The 23778-nt window shown below is 70.0% G+C and carries 20 protein-coding genes; 13 read left to right on the plus strand and 7 right to left on the minus strand.

Annotated elements, in window-relative coordinates; genetic code table 11:
- Positions 1-101 precede the first annotated feature (101 nt).
- From ABZ412_RS08515 to ABZ412_RS08530, 4 genes are read left to right on the plus strand one after another with little or no spacing between them, the layout of a single operon-like run.
- A complete protein-coding gene (locus ABZ412_RS08515) occupies positions 102-1106 on the plus strand; it encodes a helix-turn-helix domain-containing protein (protein WP_357277992.1) in 1005 nt (334 codons plus the stop codon).
- Complete coding sequence (locus ABZ412_RS08520) at positions 995-2023, plus strand: alpha/beta hydrolase (RefSeq protein ID WP_357277994.1); 1029 nt, start codon at positions 995-997, stop codon at positions 2021-2023. Before ABZ412_RS08515 ends, ABZ412_RS08520 begins: the two co-directional genes overlap by 112 nt.
- Positions 2024-2060: 37 nt before the next feature.
- Positions 2061-2507 carry a MarR family transcriptional regulator gene (locus ABZ412_RS08525; RefSeq protein ID WP_357277996.1) on the plus strand — a complete coding sequence of 149 codons (447 nt, stop codon included), beginning with the start codon at positions 2061-2063 and terminating at the stop codon, positions 2505-2507.
- Positions 2508-2539: 32 nt separating this feature from the next.
- A complete protein-coding gene (locus ABZ412_RS08530) occupies positions 2540-3118 on the plus strand; it encodes a hydrolase (RefSeq protein ID WP_357277999.1) in 579 nt (192 codons plus the stop codon).
- Positions 3119-3253: 135 nt separating this feature from the next.
- Here ABZ412_RS08530 and ABZ412_RS08535 read toward each other — a convergent pair whose 3' ends face one another.
- Positions 3254-5434, minus strand: a complete 2181-nt coding sequence (locus ABZ412_RS08535) for an MMPL family transporter (RefSeq protein WP_357278001.1) — start codon at positions 5432-5434, stop codon at positions 3254-3256.
- Positions 5435-5530: 96 nt separating this feature from the next.
- On the opposite strand from ABZ412_RS08535, the gene ABZ412_RS08540 reads away from it, so the two are divergent.
- From ABZ412_RS08540 to ABZ412_RS08580, 9 genes are all read left to right on the plus strand, one after another.
- Positions 5531-6226: a TetR/AcrR family transcriptional regulator gene (locus ABZ412_RS08540; RefSeq protein ID WP_357278003.1), complete on the plus strand. Its 696-nt coding sequence runs from the start codon at positions 5531-5533 to the stop codon at positions 6224-6226.
- A gap of 380 nt (positions 6227-6606) precedes the next feature.
- Positions 6607-7869 (plus strand): hypothetical protein, encoded by a 1263-nt coding sequence (locus tag ABZ412_RS08545; RefSeq protein WP_357278006.1) that lies wholly within the window; start codon positions 6607-6609, stop codon positions 7867-7869.
- 5 nt (positions 7870-7874) lie between these two features.
- The gene (locus tag ABZ412_RS08550) at positions 7875-8834 is read left to right on the plus strand and encodes a glutamate ABC transporter substrate-binding protein (RefSeq protein ID WP_357278174.1); all 960 of its coding nucleotides are present in this window, start codon (positions 7875-7877) and stop codon (positions 8832-8834) included.
- An 8-nt stretch (positions 8835-8842) separates the two neighbouring features.
- The gene (locus ABZ412_RS08555) at positions 8843-10024 is read left to right on the plus strand and encodes a hypothetical protein (protein WP_357278008.1); all 1182 of its coding nucleotides are present in this window, start codon (positions 8843-8845) and stop codon (positions 10022-10024) included.
- Positions 10021-12501 (plus strand): tetratricopeptide repeat protein, encoded by a 2481-nt coding sequence (locus ABZ412_RS08560; protein WP_357278011.1) that lies wholly within the window; start codon positions 10021-10023, stop codon positions 12499-12501. The genes ABZ412_RS08555 and ABZ412_RS08560 overlap by 4 nt, the downstream gene beginning before the upstream one ends.
- Positions 12498-13601: a PP2C family serine/threonine-protein phosphatase gene (locus ABZ412_RS08565; protein ID WP_357278013.1), complete on the plus strand. Its 1104-nt coding sequence runs from the start codon at positions 12498-12500 to the stop codon at positions 13599-13601. The genes ABZ412_RS08560 and ABZ412_RS08565 overlap by 4 nt, the downstream gene beginning before the upstream one ends.
- Complete coding sequence (locus ABZ412_RS08570; protein ID WP_357278015.1) at positions 13598-14887, plus strand: VWA domain-containing protein; 1290 nt, start codon at positions 13598-13600, stop codon at positions 14885-14887. The genes ABZ412_RS08565 and ABZ412_RS08570 overlap by 4 nt, the downstream gene beginning before the upstream one ends.
- On the plus strand, positions 14887-15591 hold the full coding sequence (locus ABZ412_RS08575; RefSeq protein WP_357278017.1) for an FHA domain-containing protein: 705 nt from the start codon (positions 14887-14889) through the stop codon (positions 15589-15591). The genes ABZ412_RS08570 and ABZ412_RS08575 overlap by 1 nt, the downstream gene beginning before the upstream one ends.
- A gap of 61 nt (positions 15592-15652) precedes the next feature.
- Positions 15653-16651 (plus strand): phosphatidylinositol-specific phospholipase C, encoded by a 999-nt coding sequence (locus ABZ412_RS08580; protein ID WP_357278020.1) that lies wholly within the window; start codon positions 15653-15655, stop codon positions 16649-16651.
- Positions 16652-16729: 78 nt separating this feature from the next.
- Here ABZ412_RS08580 and ABZ412_RS08585 read toward each other — a convergent pair whose 3' ends face one another.
- From ABZ412_RS08585 to ABZ412_RS08610, 6 genes are all read right to left on the minus strand, one after another.
- Complete coding sequence (locus ABZ412_RS08585) at positions 16730-16954, minus strand: hypothetical protein (protein WP_357278022.1); 225 nt, start codon at positions 16952-16954, stop codon at positions 16730-16732.
- 185 nt (positions 16955-17139) lie between these two features.
- Positions 17140-17448: a hypothetical protein gene (locus ABZ412_RS08590; protein WP_357278024.1), complete on the minus strand. Its 309-nt coding sequence runs from the start codon at positions 17446-17448 to the stop codon at positions 17140-17142.
- 719 nt (positions 17449-18167) lie between these two features.
- A complete protein-coding gene (locus ABZ412_RS08595) occupies positions 18168-19187 on the minus strand; it encodes a helix-turn-helix transcriptional regulator (protein ID WP_357278026.1) in 1020 nt (339 codons plus the stop codon).
- Between the two features lie 70 nt (positions 19188-19257).
- Positions 19258-20124: a hypothetical protein gene (locus tag ABZ412_RS08600; protein WP_357278028.1), complete on the minus strand. Its 867-nt coding sequence runs from the start codon at positions 20122-20124 to the stop codon at positions 19258-19260.
- A 349-nt stretch (positions 20125-20473) separates the two neighbouring features.
- The gene (locus tag ABZ412_RS08605) at positions 20474-22849 is read right to left on the minus strand and encodes a glycoside hydrolase family 3 C-terminal domain-containing protein (protein ID WP_357278030.1); all 2376 of its coding nucleotides are present in this window, start codon (positions 22847-22849) and stop codon (positions 20474-20476) included.
- Positions 22846-23688 (minus strand): alpha/beta hydrolase, encoded by an 843-nt coding sequence (locus tag ABZ412_RS08610; RefSeq protein ID WP_357278033.1) that lies wholly within the window; start codon positions 23686-23688, stop codon positions 22846-22848. Before ABZ412_RS08610 ends, ABZ412_RS08605 begins: the two co-directional genes overlap by 4 nt.
- Positions 23689-23778 lie beyond the last annotated feature (90 nt).

The following is a 23778-nucleotide window of genomic DNA, read 5'->3' on the forward strand; positions in this document are numbered from 1 at the left end:
TCGTGTCCGCTTCCCACTCTGGCCCAGCCGATCAGGGATGACCGGCGGGAATCGGCCATCGCGTTTCCGGCCTCGGCACGGGCGACTCGTACCATGGGCCCATGGCTGCCGATTCGGTCGTTGTCGCCGGGACCTTGGTGGATGTCACCGTCCCGACACTGCCGGGCCACTGCCCCGGGGTCAGCATGGCCGGGTTCCGGGCGCGCGCGTCGGGCCCGGACCATCTGCCGGTGGTGCCGTTCCCGGCGGTGACGATGTTCATCGACCTCGGGGACATGGTGATGGCCGAGGACGCCGGCGGGAGCCGGGCCACGGGCAGCGGCGTGGTGGGTCTGTGCCCGATCGGGGTGTACGGGCAGGCGCAGAACGTGGATCTGCTGCAGGTGCGGCTCTCGCCGCTGGTGGCCTACGCGACGCTGGGCGGCTCGCCGGAGGTGTCCGGTGGCGTGATCGGGCTCGACGAACTGTGGGGTCCCGAGGTCGAGCTGCTGCGGGAGCGCATGCACGAGAGCCGTTCCTGGGACCAACGATTCGCGATCCTGGACGACGCCTTGACCGCGCGGCAACGCAGCGGACCTGCCGTCGACCCGGAGGTGAGCTACGCCTGGCGGCGAATCATCCTGAGCGGCGGGCAGATTCGCGTCGAGGCGCTGGCCGACGAGATCGGGTGGAGTCGCAAGCGATTGTGGTCGCGATTCCGAGTCCAGATCGGCCTGACGCCCAAGCGGGCCGCACAGCTGGTCCGATTCGACGACGCCACCCATCGGCTCGCCGCGGGCAGCAGCGCCGCGCGGGTGTCGGCGGAGAGCGGATACGCCGATCAATCGCATTTCAGCCGGGAGACGATGACCTTCGCGGGCCTGACGCCGACGGCTCTCGCGGACGCGCCGTGGCTGGCGGTCGACCCGGTCGCGTGGGCGGGCGGTCGCGCACTGAGTCGCTCCGGGAACATTTCTTCAATACACCCCGACGAAACCCGCCGATGCTGGGATCCATGTCCAGACACGACGGTGAGAACCAGACCCGGCCCGGCAAGTACGACCAGCCACCGCGCGGAATCCGCATCCTGCACTCGTTACGCAAGGACCCGGACTGGGAGGCCCTGACGCCCGAGGAGTTGACCGCCCACGTGGCGGGGGCGAATCGGCTGGCGGGTTCGAAGTTCATGCGAGTGGTCACCGGGCTTCCGGCGCGCGGCACCGGCATCGAATGGCAGCAGGTGACGTTCCCCGATCGCACGGTCCCGATCCGGGTGTACCGTCCGGTCGGCGAGCACGCGGGCGCCCTGCCGCTCGTCCTCCATGTGCACGGCGGCGGCTTCGCGGGGACCGCGGCCCAATGCGATTGGGGCAACAGCCATCTCGCGGCCGAGCTGCCCGCGGTGATCGTCTCCGTCGAGCATCGCCTGATCGCGCCGGACACCCCGCTGACCGCCGCCGTCGACGACGACTGGGATGTGTTGCGGCACATCCTGGATCAGCCCGGCGAATGGGGTATCGACCCGGCGCGCGTCATTCTCGCGGGCGAGAGCGGCGGCGCCTTGATCAGCGCTCTGACCGCGATCCGAGCCGCGGCGACCGGCCTGCCCCTGCTGGCGCAGGTGCTGATCAACCCGGCCTTCGACCTGACCGACACCATGTTCGACTACCCGACGATGACCCGCTACGCCGAGACCCCGACCTTGAATCTGCCGCGGCTGAAACTGTTCCGGCGCTTGGCCGTCCCGCCGGGCGAGGACCCGCGCCCGCTCTCGCCGCTGTACGCCGACCTCACCGGCCAGCCGCCCGCGCTGGTCGTGATCCCGACCCTCGACCCGCTGGCCGACCAGGGCCGCCGCTACGCCGAACGTCTCGGCGATTTCGGCATCCCCGTCCAACTGTCCGAATACCCGGGCGCGCCGCACGCCTTCATCGCCATGCCCGGGCTGGTGCCGCAGGCCAAGGCCGCCCGCACCGATATCACCGCTTTCCTCCGCACCCGCCTGTCCGACTCGATCACCACCCGCAGCACACTCGACAGGTAAACTTGCAAGTCTTCCTACCTTGTGCCACCCTGGGAGGGTGAACGCAGAAGCCGGTCCATCGGCCGACGTCACGGCCGCCGCGAGTGAACTCCGCGTCGTGGCCAGTCGGCTGCTGCGCCATCTCCGCTCGGCGAGAGCCGGTTTCGAGATGACACCCTCCCAGGCCGTGGCCCTGAGCCGTCTCGGCCAGGAAGGTCCCCTCTCGGTCGCCGACCTGGCCCGCGCCGAGCGCGTGCGCCCGCAGTCCATGCGCACCACCCTGGCCGCCCTCGAAGACCGCGGCCTGGTCACCCGCGCCCCGCACCCCACCGATCAACGGCAGATCCTGCTGTCCCTGTCGGCCGAGGGCGAACGCCTCCTGCGCCTGGCCCACCACGCCAAGGAGGACTGGCTGGCGACCGCCATCACCACCAAACTCTCCCCCGCCGAACAGGATTCGCTGATCGCCGCGATCCCGCTGCTGGCCCGCCTGGTCGAGGACTGAACCGATCCCCACTCCCACCGAAGGATCCCGCTGTGACGGACACTCTCCTCGACCCGACATCCGCCCTGGTCCTCATCGACCTGCAGCGCGGCGTCGTGGCCGCCCCCACCCAGCCGCACCCCACCGACGATGTGGTCGCCAACTCGGCGGCCCTCGCCAAGGCCTTCCGCGCGGCCGGCCTCCCCGTGGTCCTGGTCCGAGTCTCCTTCTCCCCCGACGGTTCCGACATGCCGCCCGGCCGCACCATGCAACCCACCGGCGCCTTCACCCCGCCCCCGGGCTGGGACGAGATCCTCCCCGACCTGGACCCCCACCCCTCCGACATCCGAATCACCAAGCACCAGTGGGGCGCCTTCCACGGCACCGACCTCGACCTCCAACTCCGCCGCCGCGGCATCACCACCGTCGTCCTGGGCGGCATCGCCACCAGCATCGGCATCGAATCCACCGCCCGCGCCGCCCACGAGCACGCCTACAACGTCGTGATCGCCACCGACGCCACCTCCGACCGCGACCCCGCCTCCCACGCCCACTCAGTGGAGAAGATCTTCCCCCGCCTGGGAGTCACCGCCACCACCGAGGAAATCCTGAACACCCTGCCGATTCGGTAGAGCCGATCCACCCGGAGTGGCAGTCACCTCCACTATCCCCGGCCCGGCAAGGAGGGCGTCGGCCGGTTCGGCTGGGTCACCGATCCCGAAGGCCACCGCATCGAGTTGTGGCAGTCGGCCTGACCCTCCGCTCGATCAAATCGAGACCGGCTCGGGCAGGCGCTCCTCCTCGCGTCGCACCGGCTGATTCTCCTGCGGCCCTTCGATATTCAATTCCGGCAGGATTCGGTCGAGTCGGCGCGGCAGCCACCACGCGGCCCGGCCCAGCAGGGCCAGCACGGCGGGGACCAGGGTCAGGCGCACCGCGAACGCGTCCACCAGCACACCCACGGCCAGCGCGAAGGCGATGGGCTTGATCATGGCGTCGTCGGTGGGCACGAAGGAGGCGAAGACCACGACCATGATGGTGGCCGCCGCGGTGACCACCCGAGCATTGTGCCGGGTGCCATCCACGATCGACCCGGTCGCGTCGCCCTCGCGCAGCCACTGTTCGCGAATTCCGGAGACGAGGAACACCTCGTAGTCCATGGCCAGCCCGAACAGCACACCCACCAGGATGATCGGCAGGAACGCGACCACCGGTCCGATCTTGGCGACACCGAGAAGATCCGCCGCCCAACCCCATTGGAACACCGCCACCGTCACCCCGAGCGCGGCCGCGACCGACAGCAGGAAGGTCAGCGCCGCCTTCACCGGCACCGCGATCGACCGGAACACCACGACCAGCAGCAGCAGACTCAATCCGACCACGACGCCGAGGAACGGGAGCAGCGACGCCGAAAGCCGTTGCGAGACATCGATGGTGACCGCCGTGTCACCGGTGACGGCCACCCGGGCGTCGGGGACCGCGGCGGGCGCCTGGTCGCGGATCGCGTGTACGAGGTCGGCGGTCTGCCGGGATTCCGGCGCGCTGCCCGGAACGACCAGAACCAGCGACTGCCCGGTCCGCCGCGTCGGCTGCGGCGGCGCCACGAAGGCGACGTCCGGCAGCCCGCGCACGGTCTCGGCCACCCGTGCGGCCGCTCCGGCATCACCACCGGCGTCGACGACCACCACGAGCGGGCCGTTGAATCCGGGACCGAACTTCTCGGCAATGGTGTCGTAGGCCTGTCGCTGCCCGGTCGCGGCGGCCGCGGATCCATTGTCGGGCAGCGCCATTCGCAGGGAGACCGCGGGAATCGCCAGCACGATCAGCGCCACCGACACCGCCGCCACCGTCAGGATCGGCCGCGCGGTAACCAGGCGAGCCCAGCGCGCACCCAGACTGTTCGCACCGGTGGTGGCGGCCCGGCGCTCGGCCCGCGACCCGGCCGACGGCGTCAGCCGAGGACCGGCGAATCCGGCCAGCGCGGGGAGCAGCGTGATCGCCACCGCGACGGCGACCAGCACCGCGCCCGAGGCGGCCAGACCCATGACGGTCAGGAACGGAATCCCGATGACGCTCAGCGCCGCCAGCGCGATGATCACCGTGGTTCCGGCGAAAACGACCGCGCTGCCCGCGGTCTGACCGGCCCGCACGACCGATTCCCGGGGCGAGAGCCCCGCGGCCAGCTGCGCTCGATGCCGCGACAGAATGAACAACGCGTAGTCGATCCCGACCGCCAGCCCGAGCATGAGCGCCAGCGTCAGGGCGGTCGAGGACACCGGCACGACCGCGGCCACCCCCAGCATCCCGCCCACCGTGACGGCGATGCCGAAGATCGCCGAGAGCAGAGGCATCCCGGCCGCCAGCAGCGATCCGAAGGTGATGAGCAGCACCAGTACGGCCACACCCAGACCGAGGACTTCGGTGAGACCAGGTTGCATCTGGCCGACGCCGTACACGGTGCCGCCGACCGATACGTCCAGTCCGGCGTCCCGCGCCGAGTCCGCCGACCGCTCCACGGTGGTGCGGGCGGCGTCGCTCACCTGGGAGCGGTCACCGGTGAAGGACATCATCCCGATCGCGGTCCGCTGATCGGGTGAGGTCGTTCCTGCCTGCTGCGGCGTCGTCACCCCGACCGCGCCCGGCGCGGTTCCGGCGGTCTCCAGGGTGTGCGCGATGGCGGCGCGGTAGGGCGCTTCCGAGATGAGGTGACCCGGCGGCGCGGTGAAGACCAGTTGGGCCGTGGCCCCCGCCGCGCCCGGCGCGGTCTCGGCCAAGGCGTCCAGCGCATGCTGCGATTCGGCCCCCGGCACGGTGAACCGGTCGTCGAGGTGGCCGCCCCCGACGGCGGCGCCGCCGATGACGGCGATCAGCAGCGCGATCCAGATCGAGACGACCAGGCCATGGCGTCGGAAGGCGAAGTCGCCGATCCTCCCCAGCACTGCGCTCATGGTTGATTCCCCTCGTACAGACATAAATGTTGACGGGTGTGAACTTTATGGGTGTTAACTTGCCACCGAATCTGTACAGGTGTCAACATCAATGTCGTGGCCATCACTGAAGACGCGCCGCAACGACCCGCTCGCGAGGCCCCCTACCACCACGGGGACCTGCGCAACGCCCTCGTTCGCGCCAGCGCGGAGCTCGCCGAGATCGGCGGGCCCACCGCCGTCACCGTCCGCGCCGCCGCCCGCGCGGTCGGCGTCACGGCCACGGCCGCCTACCGCCACTTCAAGGGGCAGGAGGAGTTGCTGGCCGCGGTCCACGACCGAGCGGCCGAGGCCCTGTTCGAGGCCCTCGACACGGCGATGAAAAGCGTTCCGCAGCAACCGGACCCGACCGCCACCGCCATCGCCCGGCTGGCGACCGCCGGCCGCGCCTACATCGAGTACGCCGACCGCGAACGCGGCCTGTTCCGAACCGCCTTCTGCACCACCGACCTCGACATCGACAAGGACGTCACCGAGGACCCGATCTTCCAGCTGATCGGCGTCGGACTGGACGCCCTGGTCACCGTGGGCTTCATGGATCCCCGCCAACGCCCCGGCGCCGAATTCACCGCCTGGGCGGCGGTCCACGGCCTGGCGACCCTCCTCATCGACGCCCCCCTGGCCGACGCGACCGACGCCGACCGGGAAGCGGCCATCCACCACGCGATCGCGACCGTCCTGCGCGGCCTCGCCACCGGCCCCCACGCCGAGCCCTACCGCTCGAAGGACCCGCACATCGCCCTTCCGGCCTGAACCGGCGCGGTTCGCCGGGCGGCGGCGTCGGCATCAGCGGCACGAAAGTCAGCCATGCCTGGAAACTCATCCGCTTCCCGATATTCGAAGTCGGGGATTGCTCGAATGGGGATACGGTGGCATCGTCCGAAACTGATGACGTTGTGACATAAGGTGTCTGAGTCACATCGGGTGAATCGCCTGTTGCGCCGGAACGTTTCCCGGCGATTACCCGCGGTGAAATCTTGATTTCACGGTCCGGTCACGAATGCGCGGACATTCGAAATCGGCTCCCGAACAATCGAATTCCAACCGGTTGGAACTCGATCGACAGGGTGCGATCACTCCCGTACGATCTGGCCATACGGGGAGAACCGGCCGGTCGAACGGGGGAATCGGAGTTGAGGAGTCGCTTACCGGCGACCATTCGCAATGCCGCGGAATGGACGCGACGCCTGGCGCGCACCGCACCGGGTGTCATCGGCACGGTGGGCGCGGCCCTCGCCCTGCTCGCCTTGATCGGCGGCCTGGTGACGGCGAATCAGCAGAGCGCCAAGCTCTCTCGCCACGACACCGTGCTGGCGCACACCGAGCCGCTGGCGAATGCCGCGCAACGCCTCTACGTGGCGCTGTCGACCGCCGACGCCGCGGCCTCCACCGCGTACCTGTCCGGCGGCATCGAGTCGCCCGAGGTCCGGATGCGCTACGAGAACGCGCTCACCGACGCGGCGGCCGCCCTGGCCGAGGCCACCACCGGCGCCTCGGACAACGAGACCCGCACGATCCTCGCCAAGATCTCGTCCGAATTGCCCAGTTACACCGGCTATGTCGAGGCGGCCCGAGCCAATAACCGCCAGGGTCTGCCGGTCGGTTCCGCCTATCTGCGCCAGGCCTCGGCCCTCATGCAGGGCTCGCTGCTGACGAACGCGGCCGAACTGGAGGGCATCCGCCTCGATCAGCTGCACCGCGACCAGCGCGCCATCACCGGCCTGCCGCTGTGGAGCGTCGGCCTGCTGGTGCTGTTGCTGGCGGCCTGCGGCTACGGCTCCTGGCTGCTGGTGAACCGCACCAACCGCTGGATCAATCCGGGCGTGGTCACCGCCGCGGGCCTCACCGTGATCGCCCTGCTCTGGATTCTGACCACCACCATCGCGGCCTCCGCGTCGATCGATACCGGCGCGACCGCCCGCTTCGAGAAGATCGCGCAGGCCCGGATTCTGGCCCAGCAGGCCCGCACCGAGGAAACCCTGCAGCTGATCACCCGCAGCGACAGCAAGACCAGCGAGGACCGCTTCGCCGCGGGCAGCGCCAAGCTGCGCGCGGATCTGGGCGACCTGGTGAGCACGGACTCGCCAGCGTCCAAGGCCTTCTCCGGCTGGCAGGACGGCCATCAGAAGGAAGTGGCCGCCTATCTGAGCAACAACTATCGAGGCGCGGTGGACCAGACCGTGAAGGCCGACGGCACCGGATCGGCGGCCCAGTTCGCCGCTCTCGATGCGGCCTTGAAGACCGAACTCGAGCGCACCCGCCAGGAAGTGCGCGACGATGTGAACACGGCCGGAAACGCTCTCACCCTGAGCCCCCTGGGCACGCTGGCACTACTGCTGGCGGCGGCGGGCTCGATCGTCGTCGGGGTGTGGCCACGGTTGAAGGAGTTCTTGTGAAGCGGATGCGGATCATGGTGCTGGCGGCGGTGGCGCTGCTGGCCGCCGCGTGCGGTTCGACGCCGGAGGCCCCGCCCTTCCAACTGCCTCCCGACAATCGACTGCCCGCGGGCGCGAAGGTGCTGACCGCGGGCCCCAACCAGCGGATCGACCAGTCTTGCAACCCGACCGCGAGCCTGCGACCGCAGGGCCCGCAGCCGCAGCCGGGTTCCATGCCGGCCGGATCGACCATGGCGGCCATCGTCGCCAACGGCAAGATCCGGGTCGGGGTGAACCAGAACGAATTCCTGTTCGGCTACCGCAATCCGGCGACCGGCGAGATCGAGGGCTTCGACATCGATCTGGCGCACGAGGTGGCCAGGGACCTGTTCGGCGATCCGGACCGGGTGGAGCTCAAGCCCATCGAGACCGCGAACCGGGTGCAGGCGCTGACCAAGGGCCAGGTCGACATGGTGGTGCAGAGCTTCACCGCGACCTGCGCGCGCCGCAAGGACATCCAGTTCTCCACGGTCTACTTCGAGACCGACCAGCGGGTACTGGTGACCAAGGGCTCCGGCATCCGCTCGGCCGCCGACCTGGGCGGCAAGAAGGTGTGCGGCATCCCCAACTCGACCACCCTCGACGCCGTCTTCGCGCTCCCGCAGCGGCCCATCGTGATCGGCATCGACAACTGGCTGGACTGCCTGACCGCGCTGCAACAGGGCGAGGTCGACGCCGCGAGCACCGACCTGCCGCTGCTGTACGGCCTGAAGATCCAGGACCCGAATCTCGAGGTGGTCGGCGACGCCATGGCCTCGGACAACTACGCCATCGGGATCCAGCAGCAGGCCACCGATTTCGTGCGCTTCGTCAACGGCGTGCTGGAGCGGGTGCGCAACGACGGCACCTGGCAGCGGCTCTACAACAAGCGGCTGAGCGTGCTCGGGCCCTCCAACGGTCCCCCGGCGCCCAAGTACAGCGATTGAGTTCGGCCATGCAACCGAATCCGGGGCACATTCTCAGCGTCGCCGAGATCGACCGCGACATCGCCGAGCGGGCCCGCGAGATCGAGATCATCGCCGCGACCCTGGTGGAACTGGACAAGCATCCCGGTCTGGTCCTGTTGCGGCGATTCCCGCCCACCGGGGTGACCGAGCAGCGCTGGGGTCCGGCCCGCGCGGCCCTGGAACTGCTGTGGGAGGACTTCGGCCGCCTGGGCACGGTGCTGGATCGCGCGCGGTCCGCGCGGGCCCGCCGGCGACTGGACGCCCTCGACCGCGAGGAGCTGACCCGGCTGCTGCGCGGGCAGCCGATCGAGCTGGCGCGCACCGCGATTCCCATGTCGCAGCGCGCGCTGGGCGGGCCGCGCGAGCAGGTCCAGCTGATCGGGATCGCCGAGCTGCTCGAGCGCATGCACGCGGCCTTCCCGGTCGTGGTGCGGGTGCTCGAAGCCGTGGAGGCGGTCAATGACCGGGTGATGTCCGAGGTCGCGCCGCTGCGCGCGGAGCTGGACCGGGTCGGCTCGACCATGCCGCAATTGCAGTCGCTGGCAGTCGATCTCGACGAACTGTCGGTGCAGGTCGCCACCGATCCCCTCGCGCTGGCGCCGGACGCCCTGGACCGCCGGTTGACCGAGCTGTCGCGCCGCATGCGCGAGGCCGCGGCCGTCCTGGCCGATCTGCGGGCCATGTCCGCGGACTGGGACACCGCGGTCGAACGCGTGCGGACGCTGATCGACGTGCTGCGCAAGACCTATGAGCGCGCCGACCACGCGCGCGCCGAAGTGGAGAGCATCATCCTGGCCGCGCCGCTGCCCCGTCACGCCGACGACAGTTCCGTCTACAGCGCGGAATTGACCGCGCTCGACGCCGAGCGGCCCACCCCGGCCGCGCTGTGGGAGCTGCGCCAGCGCATCGCCGCCGCCCTCGACACCGCGACCCACAACGAGCAACTGGCCCAGGGGCTGCTCGACCGGCGAATGGAACTGAAGGGACGCTTCAGCTCCTATCGCGCCAAGGCCGCGCGCCTGGGGGTCAGCGAGGAACAGGATGTGCTGGCCTCGAGTCGCATCGCCGCCGGACTGCTGGCGCGCCGGCCCTGCGACCTGGCCGCGGTCACCCGCGCCATCACGGACTACCGCCAGCTCATCGCGCAGAAATCGGGGAGGCGATCATGAACTGCACCGAGCCCGGCTGCACCGGGACCATCGAGGACGGATACTGCACCGTCTGCGGCACCGCCCCGAGCCCGGGGGCGGCCACGCGGAGTGACATAAGCGGATCCAGCGTTGCGGGAGGTTCGGGGACCGCGGCGAGAACCTCGGCCCGGGGCGCTGCGGGCTCGGCGCCCGGGGGCAGCCCGACCGGCGCCCCCGCCACCGGCGCGGGCAGCGCAGCGTCGGACCGCTGCACCGAACCCGGTTGCACGGGAACGATTCTCGACGGCTACTGCGATGTCTGCGGCAGCGCGCCCGCTCCGGTCTCGGCGCTGACCACCACCGCGCAGGCCGGTAACGCGACCACCGGCACTGGATCCACGGCGACCAGCCGGGCCTCCCGCAGCGGGCGCTCGGTCCGCACCGGCCGCTCCGGTTCGTCCGGCGCGAGCCGCGGCCGCCTCGGCGCGGGCATGGTGAAGGTCCCCTCGGTCCCCCGCCGCGATCCCACCGAAGCGGTTCTCGCCGACCCGGAAGTGCCCGAGCACCACCGTGATTGCGGCAAATGCGGCCGCCCGGTCGGCCGCAGCCGCAATGGCGAGCCGGGCCGCGCCGAGGGCTTCTGCGCGCACTGCGGCACCCGCTTCTCCTTCACCCCCAAGCTGTCGAGCGCCGATCTGGTCGGCGGCCAGTACCAGGTGCTGGGCCCGCTCGCGCACGGCGGCCTGGGCTGGATCTACCTGGCGGTGGACCACAAGGTCGACAACCGCCCGGTGGTGCTCAAGGGCCTGCTCAATACCGGTGACGCCGACGCCATGCGGGCGGCGGTGGCCGAGAAGCGGTTCCTCGCACAGGTCGATCACCCGAACATCGTGCGGATCTACAACTTCGCCGAGGACACCGGCCCCGACGGCAAGCCGGTCGGCTACATCGTCATGGAGTACGTGGGCGGCAAGTCGCTCAAGCAGATCCTGCGCGAGCAGCGCACCGCCGATCAGCAGTACCTGCGACCCGCGCGCGCCATCGCCTACATCCTGGAGATGCTGCCCGCCCTGGAGTACCTGCACGATCGCGGCCTGGCCTACTGCGATTTCAAGCCCGACAACGTGATGCAGACCGAGGAGCAGCTCAAGCTCATCGACCTGGGCGCGGTGATCGGCCTGCACGATCAGACCGAAACCATCTACGGCACACCGGGTTACCAGGCCCAGGAGATCGCGCAGACCGGTCCGACGGTGGCGTCGGAGGTGTACACGGTGGGCCGCACGCTGGCGGCGTTGATCATGCGGATCCCGCCGGTGAACAACGAGCTGGGCCCGCTGCCCGGCCCGGACGCCGAACCGCTGATGGCCCGCCACGAGTCGCTGTACCGATTCCTGCTGCGCGCCACCGACATCGACCCCGACGCGCGGTTCACCTCCATGACCGAGATGGGCGATCAGCTCACCGGCGTGCTGCGCGAGGTGTTGGCTCGCGACGACGGGCGGCCCCGGCCGGGGTTGTCGACCCGGTTCGGCCCGCCGCGCGGAGTGTTCGGCGTCGGTGACCAGTTGCCCGACGACCCGCGCGACATCATCGCCGCGCTACCGGTCCCGCTGATCGATCCGGGCGACAGCGGCGCCGCCCTGCTCGCCTCGACCAGCGCGGTCACCCCCGAGGACCTGGAGCGCGAGATCAACGCGGGCCTCCAGTCGGTGGTCACCGGCCAGGCCGAGTCGGTCGAGATCCCGCTCCGATTGATCCGCGCCGCACTGGAATTCGGTGACGCCGACGACGCCCTGCGCCGCCTCGACGAGGTGGAGTCCACGCTCGCCGGGGACTGGCGGCTGACCTGGTTCGCGGGTCAGGCCCGCCTGCTGCAACGCGATTGGGCCGCCGCCACCGCCGAATTCGACGCCCTCTACAGCGCGCTGCCGGGTGAGGCTGCCCCGAAGCTGGCCCTGGCCGTCACCGCCGAGCTGCTGGCTGCCGACGGCGCCACCGCCGACGCGGCCCGCGCGGAAACCTATTACGACCTGGTGTGGCGTACCGACCGCACCTTCACCAGCGCGGCCTTCGGCGCTGCCCGCTCACGCCGCGCGGCCGGTGACAACCCGGGCGCGGTCGCGGTGCTGGATCAGGTCGACGCCGCTTCGGCGGTGCACACCGAGGCGGGTGTCACCGCCGTCGAGACCTTGCTGGCCGTGAACGATCCCGCCGAGCTCACCGAACAACTCATGCGCGACGCGGGGGCCCGGATCGGCAAGCTGACCCTGGACTCGAAACGCCGTGCCGCACAGGCCCGGCTGCGAGTCCTGGACGCGGCGCTGCGCTGGCTGCGCCTGGGCAGGGTGCCCACCGACCACTCCCCGCTGCTGGGGGTGGCGCTCGATCAACAAGGGGTACGGACCGGTTTGGAACGCTGCTATCGCGATCTCGCGCACGAGACCGACGACATGTGGGAGCGCATCGCCCTGGTGGAACAGGCCAATGCCGTGCGCCCGAGGACGCTGCTGTGACGGCCCGCTGCCCGAGCTGCGGCACCTTCGCCGCGGACACCGACCGCTTCTGCGAGGCGTGCGGGAGCAAACTGGGGGTCCGGCTGATCGCACTGCCGCCCAAGGAGTTCCGGCCCGGTTCCGGCTCCACGGTGCCGGTCGCCCTCGCGGCCCGCACCGCGCGCCGCGAGGGCGGGGACGGCACCGGCTTCGCGGCGGGTCCCGCGCCCGACTGCCACGGCTGCGGGGGCACGGCATTCGATCCGGACGGCTACTGCGCCAGTTGCGGTGAGCTGGGCCCGGAGCGCGATCGCTTCGAAGCGGATCTGGGCGCGGCGTGCTTGGTGACCGACCGTGGTCTGCTGCATGCCCGCAACGAGGACGCGGTCGCCGCGGCCGTGCTCGACAGCTCTTCACCGGATCGTCCCGCCACCGCGGTGATCGCGGTCTGCGACGGGGTGTCCACCTCCGAGGATCCGCAGGCCGCCTCCGGCGCGGCGGTCCGCGCGGGTCTGGACGCCACCCTGGCCGCACTCGCGGCCGACCGGTCCGCCGAGGAGTGCGCCCTGGCCGGGCTCACCGCCGCCGCCGACGCGGTCACGGCCGTGGGCACCCCGGACGGCAAGTCCCCGTCGTGCACCTATGTCTCGGCGATCGTGCAGTTCCAGCCCGACGGCGGCGCGGCCGTCACCGTCGCGAATGTCGGTGACAGCCGGGCCTATTGGCTGCGCCCGGGCGACGACTCCGAACGCCTCACCGTCGACGACACCCTGGCCCAGGCCATGGTGGACAACGGCCTGCTGGACGCGGCCACCGCCATGGACGGCCCGCACGCGCACGTGCTCACCCGCTGGCTCGGCGCCGATTCCGAGCACCAGTGGTCCCCCAGCTGCGTGCGCACCCTGCGCACCAGCGAACCCGGCGTCCTGTTGCTGTGCAGCGACGGCCTGTGGAACTACCTTCCCGAGGCGGCGGCCCTGTCCCGCTTCACCGGCTCGCAGCCCGCCCTGCTCGCGGCGCGCGCCCTGGTGGAGCACGCGCTCGGCGCGGGCGGCAAGGACAACATCACCGTCGCGCTCGTCCCCGTCCCGTCCCTAGCACCGTCAGGAGACACCCCGTGACTTCCGCTGATAACCAAGGCCTTTCGGTCGCCGTCGACCAGAACGAATTCCTCGCCGAGGGTGCGCGCACGGTCGACGCCATCGTGACCGTGGAGGCCACCGACGATCTGGTGGTGTCGGTGGCGCCCGCGCCCCGGGTCGAGATCCTGATCATCGACACCTCCGGCTCGATGGGCGGCGCGGGCAAGTTCGCGGGCGCGCGCCAGGCCACCCTGGCCGCCCTGGACGTCATGCCCGACGGCACCCGGTTCGCGATCGTGGAGGGCACCGACAAGGCGCAGGTGGTGTTCCCGCACAGCGGCGCGTCCGCGGTGGCGAGCCGGCAGGAGCGCGCCAATGCCCGTCGCGCCCTGGACAAGCTGTCCCCGCACGGCGGCACCGCCATCGGCACCTGGCTGGGCCTGTCGCGGCTGATCGCCAAGCAGCACCCGGGCGCGATGGTGCACGCGATCCTGCTCACCGACGGCCGCAACGAGCACGAGACGCCGGAGCGGCTGGCCGAGGAGATCCAGTTGTCGACGGGCGTCTTCACCTGCGACTGCCGCGGCGTCGGCGCGGACTGGGAGCCGAACGAGCTGCGCGCCATCGCCTCCGCGCTGCACGGCACCGTCGACATCGTGAAGACCGCGGACCAGCTGGCCCAGGATTTCGCGGCCATGATGGAAACCTCCATGGAGAAGGCGATTCCGGAGCTCACGCTGCGGGTATGGACGCCGGTGGGCGCGCGGATCGCGTTCATCAAGCAGGTCGCGCCGTTCATCGAGGACCTCACCGCGCGCCGGGTCGAGGCGGGCCCGCAGATCGGCGAGTACGCGCTGGGTTCGTGGGGCGCGGAGGATCGCGACTACCACGTGCAGCTCGACGTCGAGCCCGCCGCGGCCGGTCGGGAGAAGCTGACGGCGCGGGTGAGCGTGCTGGCCGACGGCGAGATCCTCGGGCAGGGTCTGGTCAAGGCGGCCTGGACCACCGACACCGACAAGTCGGCGATCATCAGCCGCCGTGTCGCCCACTACACCGGCCAGGCCGAACTGGCCCAGACCGTGCAGGAGGGCCTGGCCGCGCGCAAGCAGGGCGACTTCGCCACGGCCACCGCCAAACTCCAGCGCGCGTACCACCTGGCCACCGAGTCCGGCAATGAGAACACCGCCAAGTTGCTGCTCAGCGTGGTCGATGTGGTCGACGAGCGCACCGGCACCATCCGGCTGCGCAACAAGGTCGATCCCGCCGACGAGATGGCCCTCGACGTGCGTTCCACGAAGACGGCCCGCGTCCGCAAGGAGCCGTGATGGCGTTCTGCACCGACGGGCACGAGACCACCGCGAGCGACTACTGCGACACCTGTGGTGCGCCGGTCGGGGACGGGTCGGCCACCGCCGCACCGCCTCCGGCGCTGTGCCCGTCCTGCGGGGTGCCCGCGGAGGGACGGTTCTGTGAGAACTGCGGGCACGATTCGGCACTGCCGCCGCCACCAACCGCGCCGACCGCGACGGGCGGGCACGAGCAGTCGGCGGGGACGGTCGGGGAGCCCGAGGGGTCGACCGCTCAGACCGAGGGCGAGACCCGGGAGAACCCGAACGGCGGGCCGGGCTGGGTGGCAACGGTGACCGCCGATCCGGGGCACTACGCGCGCATGCAGGCCCAGAAGGGTCCGGACCTGGACCGGGTCGACTTCCCCGACTACTACCCCGATCGCCGAATCCCGTTGCGGGGGCCCAATATCCTGATCGGGAAGCGCAGTGTCTCGCAGGGGGTGCACCCGGATATCGATCTGTCGGTCGCGCCCGCCGATATCGCGGTGTCGCGGTCGCACGCGATCCTCCACATCAGTGGCGGCACCCTGACCGTCACCGATCTCGGGTCCACCAACGGCACCTGCATCAACGAGAGCCCGACCCCGATCGCGCCCAAGACCGCCATTCCCCTGCGGGACGGCGATCGCATCCATGTGGGCGGCTGGACGACCATCACCCTGAGCACGGAGCACGACTGACCCGACCGATTCGGGCAATTCGGTGATCTTGGACCGTTGTCCAGGTTAGGCTCCCCGCTCTATGAGCTTGACGCGCCGAGACTTCGCCCGCACCACCCTGGCCGCCGTCGCCGGCACGGTCGCCACCGGCCTGACCGGCGCTGCGGCCCAGGCGATTCCGCACGCCCGGACCGTGGCGGCGGCGCCGCAGGCGTGGATGTCGGCGCTGGCCGACACCACGCCGCTACCGCGCCTGACCATTCCCGGCACCCACGACTCCTGCGCCACTGATCCGGCCAACGGCACCGAATGGTCCCACACCCAGAACTGGTCGCTGCCCGACCAGTTCGCGCACGGCATCCGCTTCCTCGACATGCGCTGCAACGGTCTGCAGGACCACACCGCCGACTCCTTCGGCGTCTACCACAGCGGCTTCTACCAGGGCATCACCTTCGACACCGTGCTCGATCAGTGCCGGACCTTCCTGGCCCGCAATCCGGGCGAGGTCCTGATCATGCGGGTCAAGAAGGAGGACGGCACCAACAACGACGTGGGCTCGAACTTCGAGCGCATCTTCAACGGCTACCTGGACGCCAAGGGCTACCGCTCGCTGTTCTGGCTGGAGAACCGCTTCCCCGCACTGGGTGAGGCGCGCGGCCGGATCGTGCTCATCGCACAGTTCGCGAACTCCCTGGGCTGTCTGCAGTGGCCCGGCGGCGACAACGGCGTGTTCAGCACCGATCGGATCTACCTGCAGGACCGGTACAAGAACAAGGGCCTGGCCGGACTGGATTCGGGCTCCTCGAACTTCGGCTCGTCGGGCGGCGACAAATTCGATTACGTCCGCGACTGTTTCGACAAGGCCGCCGCCGATCCCGCCAACACCGTCGAGTACATCAACTTCACCAGTTTCGCCGACAACGCCTGGCCCAAGGACAATGCCGCGGCCATCATGCCGAAGATCGACGCCTACCTCACCGCGCACCGCGGCCAGGCCGCGCACTACGGCATCGTGCCCATGGACTTCCCCGACCGCTACCCGTCGGTTGTCACCCAGTTGATCGAAAAGAACTTCGCCTGAGGCGATCTCGCCGGCGGTCGCCACCGCGGCCACTGTGGTGGCCGTGGTGGCGGCGGATCTCCGATCCCGCAATCGATCTCAGCGCCGTAGCAGCGTCCAGAACATCCAGATCCCCGCGCCCAGCGCGAAGGCGACGACCAGCGCCATGCCGACCAGCGGGGCGAAGGTGGCGAGGTCGGCCGGACCGCCCGTGGTCGCCTGGATCAGGAATCCGGCGGCCACGGGCCCGATGAGCAGCAGCCCGATGAAGGTCAGCAGCAGGGCGGCGATACCCAGGGTGGGCAACTTACCAGCATTCTTCATCTGTCCTCGAATCCATGTCTCGTGAGATGCATTCGAACAAGATCAACGTTAACAGTTTCTGCATGTCAGAGTGGTCACCGAAACGCAAAGGTCACCTCGACCGACGTCTGGCGACAGCCGGTGCGACCTCGGGTGACATCCGAGTCCGACATTCCGCTACCTTTCAGCAAATCAACCTCGCATTATCAGCGCTGCGCACGCAGCGTGCGATGGAGAATAGTGCGCAATTCCCGCGCTTGGCCGGCGCCCCCGGAACCGGCCAATTCCCCGGGCAGCCGGTGCAATTGCCGCAGGGTCCGGCTGGAGTGCGTCTCGGAGGCGATCGCGAGCGCGTGCCGGGCCGCCTCCAGCGCCTGATCGGCCGCACCGGTCCGCGCCTGCGCCACCGCCAGCAGCGCCAGACCCCGCCCCAGATCGCGGCGATCCTCGATCTGCCACAGCGGCAGCGCTTTCAGCAAGGTCTCCACCGCCGCTTCCGGCTTGCCCAGGTGCACCAGCTGTTCGCGGCTTCGATGCGAATGAATCCCGGTGTGCAATAGCCGGCCAGATCACCATCCCCCGCGGCGGAATCGGCGGTGGCCTCCCACCGCCTGGCCGATGGCCCGATCGGATTCGCTTCCCCCCTTTCGTAGCGCGTGCCCGTGCGCCAATTGCAGGCCAGTGTGCGCAGCCGGGGCAGCTCGGCGGAATTGCGCAGCGCCGCCCGCGCCAATTCGATCGCGATCGCGGGATTGCCGGAATCGGCGGCGACGCCACAGGGACGGTTCCAGCCGCGGCAGCCGCTCGCGGCCCCGTTCACAGGGGCCGCACAGCTCGCCGGTGTTGTGGCGTGCCAGGCGGCCACCGCAGCGAATACACGACTTCGCACCTGAACTCACCCGCATCCCACCTACCTGCCGAATCCCGACGATCGAACGGATGGCGCGTACCCGAGCAACCATTCGATGCTATCGGACTATTCGGACACCTAGATCAATTGGCGCGGAACGGATTATCGGCTGTGAGTGCACAGGAATAGATCAGAGGCGACTGGCGGCGGCGAGCCACTTTTCCGGCTCCGACCTCCTGTCGATTATTCCGATGCCGGACAAAACGGGGGTCAAGCTGACACTCCGCAACCCATCATCAGCCACGCAGCAATCTAATGGTCATCGATACCGACAACGGGTGACACGCCAGCGACGACGCGTGACATGCGATCGGCGACAGGCCGTTACGCCGAGAAGCTACCCAGCGGCACACTCACCGGCGGATTCGCCGCCGGGCGCACGGACAGCACGTGGTCGCGGTATTCGCGGGGAGTCAGACCGGTCTCGCCACGGAACACGCGATAGAAGTTGCGGTCACCGGTGAAGCCGCAGGAGTCGGCGATGGCCGCGATCGTGCGGTCGGGGGCCGCGACCAGCAGTTCGCGGGCGCGCTCGACGCGCATGCGGCGCAGCAGCATCATGGGGCCGCCGTCGATATCGGCGAAGAGCCGGAACAACTTGCGCCGCGAGAGTCCGCAGGCGACGGCGATCCGGTCGGGCGTCAGCTCCGGGTTGCCCAGGTGCGCCGTCAGGAAGGCGATCACCTGCTGGCGTAGGAGGGCGTTCGCGGCCGATTCGTCGGGCAGCTGGTCGCTGCCCAGGGCCAGTCCGGCCGCGAGCAGCCCGATGCCGGAGTTCAACAAGGCCGTATTGCCCAGGGCCTCGGGCGACAGGTGCACCAGCCGCCGGAAGAAGTCGATCACCAAGGCTTCGTGCCCGATCGGCTGCAACCTTCTGGCCAGCGGGAATTCGTCGTCACGCAAGCCCGCGGCGCTCAGCAGCAGGTCGCGCCGGACCCGGATCATGATGCCCTCGTACCTGGTGGTGATCGCCTCCTGCGGCCGGTCGCCGTCGACCAGGACCATGGTGCCCACCGGGGTGCGCAGATAGGTCGCGCCGCAACGGACGTCACAGACGCCGGCGGTGGTCAGCCAGGCCAGCGCGTGCGGCTCGTCGGAGGCGGCGATGTGGCGGTGGGTGCGGCGCACAAGGGTGTCCGAATTCGCCACTCGGGCAATCGATATCGGCTCGGAATGCACGCAGGGATCGAGTACGCCGTGGAATGGTCCGTCCGAGAGCGGTTCCATCGAGCATTTCATCATCGATTCGCTCAGGATGGACGCCCAGAGATCGAACGCCTCCTTCGCGGACGCCCCGGCGGTCGAGATGCGCGGGCCACCCACCGTCACGTCGTAGGCATTCATGGGGCAATCGTGCCAGCTACCCTCGCACTGCCGGGCCGACCCGGTAAACGAACCGAATGGTTTTGTGCGGCTATCGAAGTAGATTGACCAGTTGCCGGTAGGCGGCGCGGGTCGGCGGGGCCAGCCGCCGCCAGGTGACAGGGCCGCCCGAGCCCAGGTGCGTGTCGTAGGGAATCTCGGCGACCGCGCGGACCACATCGCCCAGATACTTGCGCACGTGCTCGGTGACCAGCGGCCCGTCCTTGGGGTGCTGGCGGGTGACCACGATGACCGCGTCGGCCAGGTGGTACTGGCTGTAGTTGTCGTCGAGCCAGATCAGCGCCGGTTTGAGCCGGTTCACCGCATCGGGGCGGGCAGCCAGGGTGATCACCAGCGAGATGCGCGAATCGCTCAGCAACGGCGCGACCACGCGGCTGGTGACCGGCGCGCCACCGTCGTACACGGGCAGGCATCCCGCCTCGACCAGGTCGCGGTGGACCGAGGAGTAGGTCTCGCGACGGGGCAGCGCTTCGGGCCCGCGCGGCAGAACGCCTACGCCGGAGCTGTTTTCGCCGCAGCTGTCGATGACCGTTGACGGCAGGCTGCGGTGCGCCATGTTCAGCCAGGACTGGACCGTGCCGGCGGCGTCGATGGTGTCGCACCCGCGCGCGGCGAGGTCACCGCCGGTGGTGGTGGCGTCCACGACCACCGGTGAGTGCTCGCCGTAGTCGTAGGCGGCCGCGCCCGCGATGCCGAGCGCGGTGGTGGTCGCGCCGGAGCCGCCGGAGCTGCCCAGCACGAGCACGGGCGGCAGGTCGGCCCACAGCAGGTAGCCGTTGCTCGGATGCATGCGCACCATGTCGGTGGGCCCTCCGGGCGGGGCCGGACGCAACAGCAGGGACAGGTCGGTGGGTGTGGAGGAAAGGGCCGAGGGATGATCCGGGAAGTTTTCGGACATCGCTAGATTCCTTTGGTGCGAGCGGCAGTCGATACTGCGGAATCCGTGTGGTCACCACGTCGCGCGCAGCCGGCCCCTGCGTCTCGCCATCAACGCCCCCACCGCGTCGACGAGCTGCCCCTGCGCTTCGACATTTTCGAAGCCTGAAGTCGATTTCCCCCGATACCCCCTACCGCCCTGAAGTCGATCAAGAGTGCAAAAAGGGTTGCTGTGCAGCCCCTTTCGATTCGCCAGATATTACATGATCTTGTCAACAATGCATCCCGACCGATAGCCCTTCGGAATCGCCGGCACTCAGTGTCAGAGGTCCGGCCGCGAACGGCCGGACCTCTGGGGTGGATGCGTGTTTTCAGCCGATGTCGGCGGTGAGCGGCAGCGCGGTCACCGAGGTGCCGACGTGCAGGGTGAAGGAACCAGGTTCGACAGCCCAGCCGTCGGCGGTCCAGTGCTCGAACGCGCGTCTCGGCAATTCGATGGTGGCACTGACGGATTCACCGGCGCCTGCCTCGATCACCGCGAATCCGGCGAGCCAGCGCACCGGGCGATCGACGGCGCTGTCCGCACGCGACAGGTACGCCTGCACGACCTGACGACCGGCGCGCGCCCCGGTGTTGCGGACGGTGACGGTGGCGGTGCGGCCGGACACCGTCAGCTCGTCGAGCTCCCAGGTGGTGTAGCCCAGGCCGTGGCCGAATGGATAGGCCGGGGCCACACCGGATTTCAGCCACGCCCGATATCCGATGTGAATGCCCTCGGAGTACGGCAGCGCGTTGTCCGGCCCGGGCTTGGTGTCCAGCACCGGGACATCGGCCATCGTCACGGGCCATGTGGTCGGCAGGCGGCCGCCGGGTTCGGCGGCACCGGTCAGCACGTCGGCCAGCGCCGCACCGAATTCCTGTCCGGGGAACCAGGTGAGCAGGACCGCGGCCACATCGTCGCGCCACGGCATCTCCACGGGGGAACCGGAATTCACCACCACCACGGTGCGCGGGTTGGCCGCGGCGACGGCGGCGACCAGTTCGTCCTGGCGGCCGGGCAGGCGCAGCGTGGTGCGGTCGAAGCCCTCGGATTCGATCTGCTCGGTGGTGCCGACCACGACCACCGCGACATCGCTGGTGCGGGCCAGGTCGATGGCGGCGGCGAACTCGTCGTCGTCGGAGCGGCGCGGGCGGCCGACCGCGCAGGTGATGCCCATGGCGGGGAAGCCGCCGCCGGGCGCCATGCGCACCAGGATCTCGACCTCTTGTCCCTCGGCGAGGGTGCGGGTCACGAAGCGCTGCGGCGGATTCAGCAGCATCTCCACCGGATCGGCGCCGTCGGGCAGCACGGTCTCCTCGAGCACCTGCTCGCCGTCCAGCGCCAGGGTCAGCGCGCCCACGCCCGCGAAGCCGATGCGCCACTCCCCCGCCACGTCGGCGCGCAGCCGCCCGCGCAGCTCGATGGCCTTGGCCTGCACCGCGTTCGGGTTGCCGAACAGCATGAGGCTGCCCGCGGTGCGGTGTTCGACGCCGAGCACGGTGTCCTCGCCGAGGTACCGCAGCGACAGCCCGGGCTCGCCGGTCTCCGGATCGGTGACCAGGTCCAACGGGATCGGAATCATGCTCTCGCTCAGGTGGACGCCGGGGGTGTACACCACCGGCAGCACCTCGGAGAGCCCCTCCAGCGGGGAGGTGGTGTGCGCCGGGATCACGGTCGCGCTGCCGCCGCCCATGAACCGCGGTTCGGCGGCGGCGGAGCCGAGCAGCGCCACCCGGGCGGGCGCGCGCAGCGGCAGGGTGCCGTCATTGCTCGCCAGCACCATGGCCAGCGCGGCGGCCTCGCGCACCAGCTGCCGGGACCGCTCGTCGGTGAATGCCGGGACGGGCGTGGGGGTTCCGTTCAGCGCGCCGACCCGTTCGGCGAAGCGCAGGATGCGCCGCACCTTGTCGTCGATCGCGGATTCGGGGACCCGGCCGTCGCGCACGGCCTGTTCCAGCGGCGCGCCCCACAGCTCCCAGGGGCCGGGCATGGCCAGATCGTTGCCCTTGGCCGCGCCGAGGGTCGAGCGCACGGCGGTCCAGTCCGAGACCACCACGCCGTCGAAACCCCACTCGCCCTTCAAAGGTTCGTCGAGCAGGTCGTTCTCGGTCATGGTGGTGCCGTTGACGGAGTTGTAGGCCGCCATCACCATCCACGCGCCCGCCTCCACGGACCGCTCGAACGGGTACAGGTACAGCTCACGCAGGGTGCGCTCGTCGGCGATGACGTCGGCGGTGAAGCGCTCGGTCTCGGAGTCGTTGGCGACGTAGTGCTTGGGGCACGCGCTCACCCCGTGCGCCTGCACCGCGCGCACGTAGGCGTCGGCCATCTCGGCGGTCAGCATCGGATCCTCGGAGAAGCATTCGAAATGCCGTCCACCGAGCGGGGATCGGTGCAAGTTGATGGTCGGGCCCAGCACCGCGTACACGTCCTTGCGGCGCGCCTCGGCGGCGATGAGCGCGCCGATGTCGGTGAGCAGGTCGCGGTCCCAGGTGGCGGCCAGGGCGGTGCCCGAGGGCAGGCTCACCGACGGGTCGCGCTCGTCCCAGTGCTCGCCGCGCACACCGGACGGGCCGTCGGAGACCGGCATGTCGGCCAGGCCGATGCTCTCGTCACCGGCGAAGCGGAAGAAGCCCGCGCCCGAGACGAGCCGGATCTTGGCGGGCAGATCGAGTTTCGCGAGCAGGTCGTCGATGGCGTCGGTCATGCTCGTTCCTTCCAGAAGGTCACCAGGTCCGCGCAGACCCGGTCGGGGACGTCCTCGTTGGGAACGTGACCGGAGCCGGGGTAGACGGCGGTCTTCGCGCCCAGCTGGGCGGCGAAGCGCGCGTGCACCTCGGGCGCCCACAGGTCATTGGTGTCGCCGTAGGCCACCAGCAGCGGCACGCCCGAATCCCGCAGCACGGCGGGATCTTTCACCGGCGGCTCGGCCATGCAGGTGAGGATGCCTACGATATTGGCCTGCTTCGTGCGCAGGATCCGCTCGCGCAGGAACTCCTGACGCTGCGGCGAGGGCTGCTGGTCGGCCTGCGCCATGACCGCGCTCATCTGCTGCCAGATCACCTCCTGCCCACCGGCTTCCACCAGCTGCGCGACCAGCAGCGGCGGCGGGAAGTTGATGTCCTCCACCGAGGACGGGCCCGAGGCGAGCAGGGTGAAGGTGCGGAACCGTTCGGGGCGTTCGATCACCGCGACGCGGGAGACGTAGCCACCGAAGGAGTGCCCGACCAGATGGATGGGCTCGTCAGGCGAGATCTGGTCGACCACGCTCTGGAGGTCGCCGACGAAATCGGCCAGGGTGTAGCCCGAGACCTCGTCGGGGCCCTCGGACTCCCACTGCCCGCGCTGGTCGTAGGCGACGGCCCGATAGCCGGCGTCCGCCAGCAGCGGCAGCATCTCCTCGAAGTCCTCCTTCGAGCCGGTGAAGCCCGGCACCAGCAGCGCGGTGCCGCGGTATGCGGTCCCGGCGGGCGGCGCGGCTTCCCAGGCGGCCAGTTTTCCAGCGGCTCCCCGCAGTGTGAACGGCGTGATCAGGGCCTGACTCATCCGGCGATCCCTTCCCTCGTACTGCCTTGTACGGCTGGCCCCGAGTGTGCCAGCGGATGCCGCGTTTACCGAGTGGTCATTAGGTAACGT

It is taken from the genome of Nocardia sp. NPDC005746, from assembly GCF_040630785.1.
Classification (GTDB): Bacteria; Actinomycetota; Actinomycetes; order Mycobacteriales; family Mycobacteriaceae; genus Nocardia.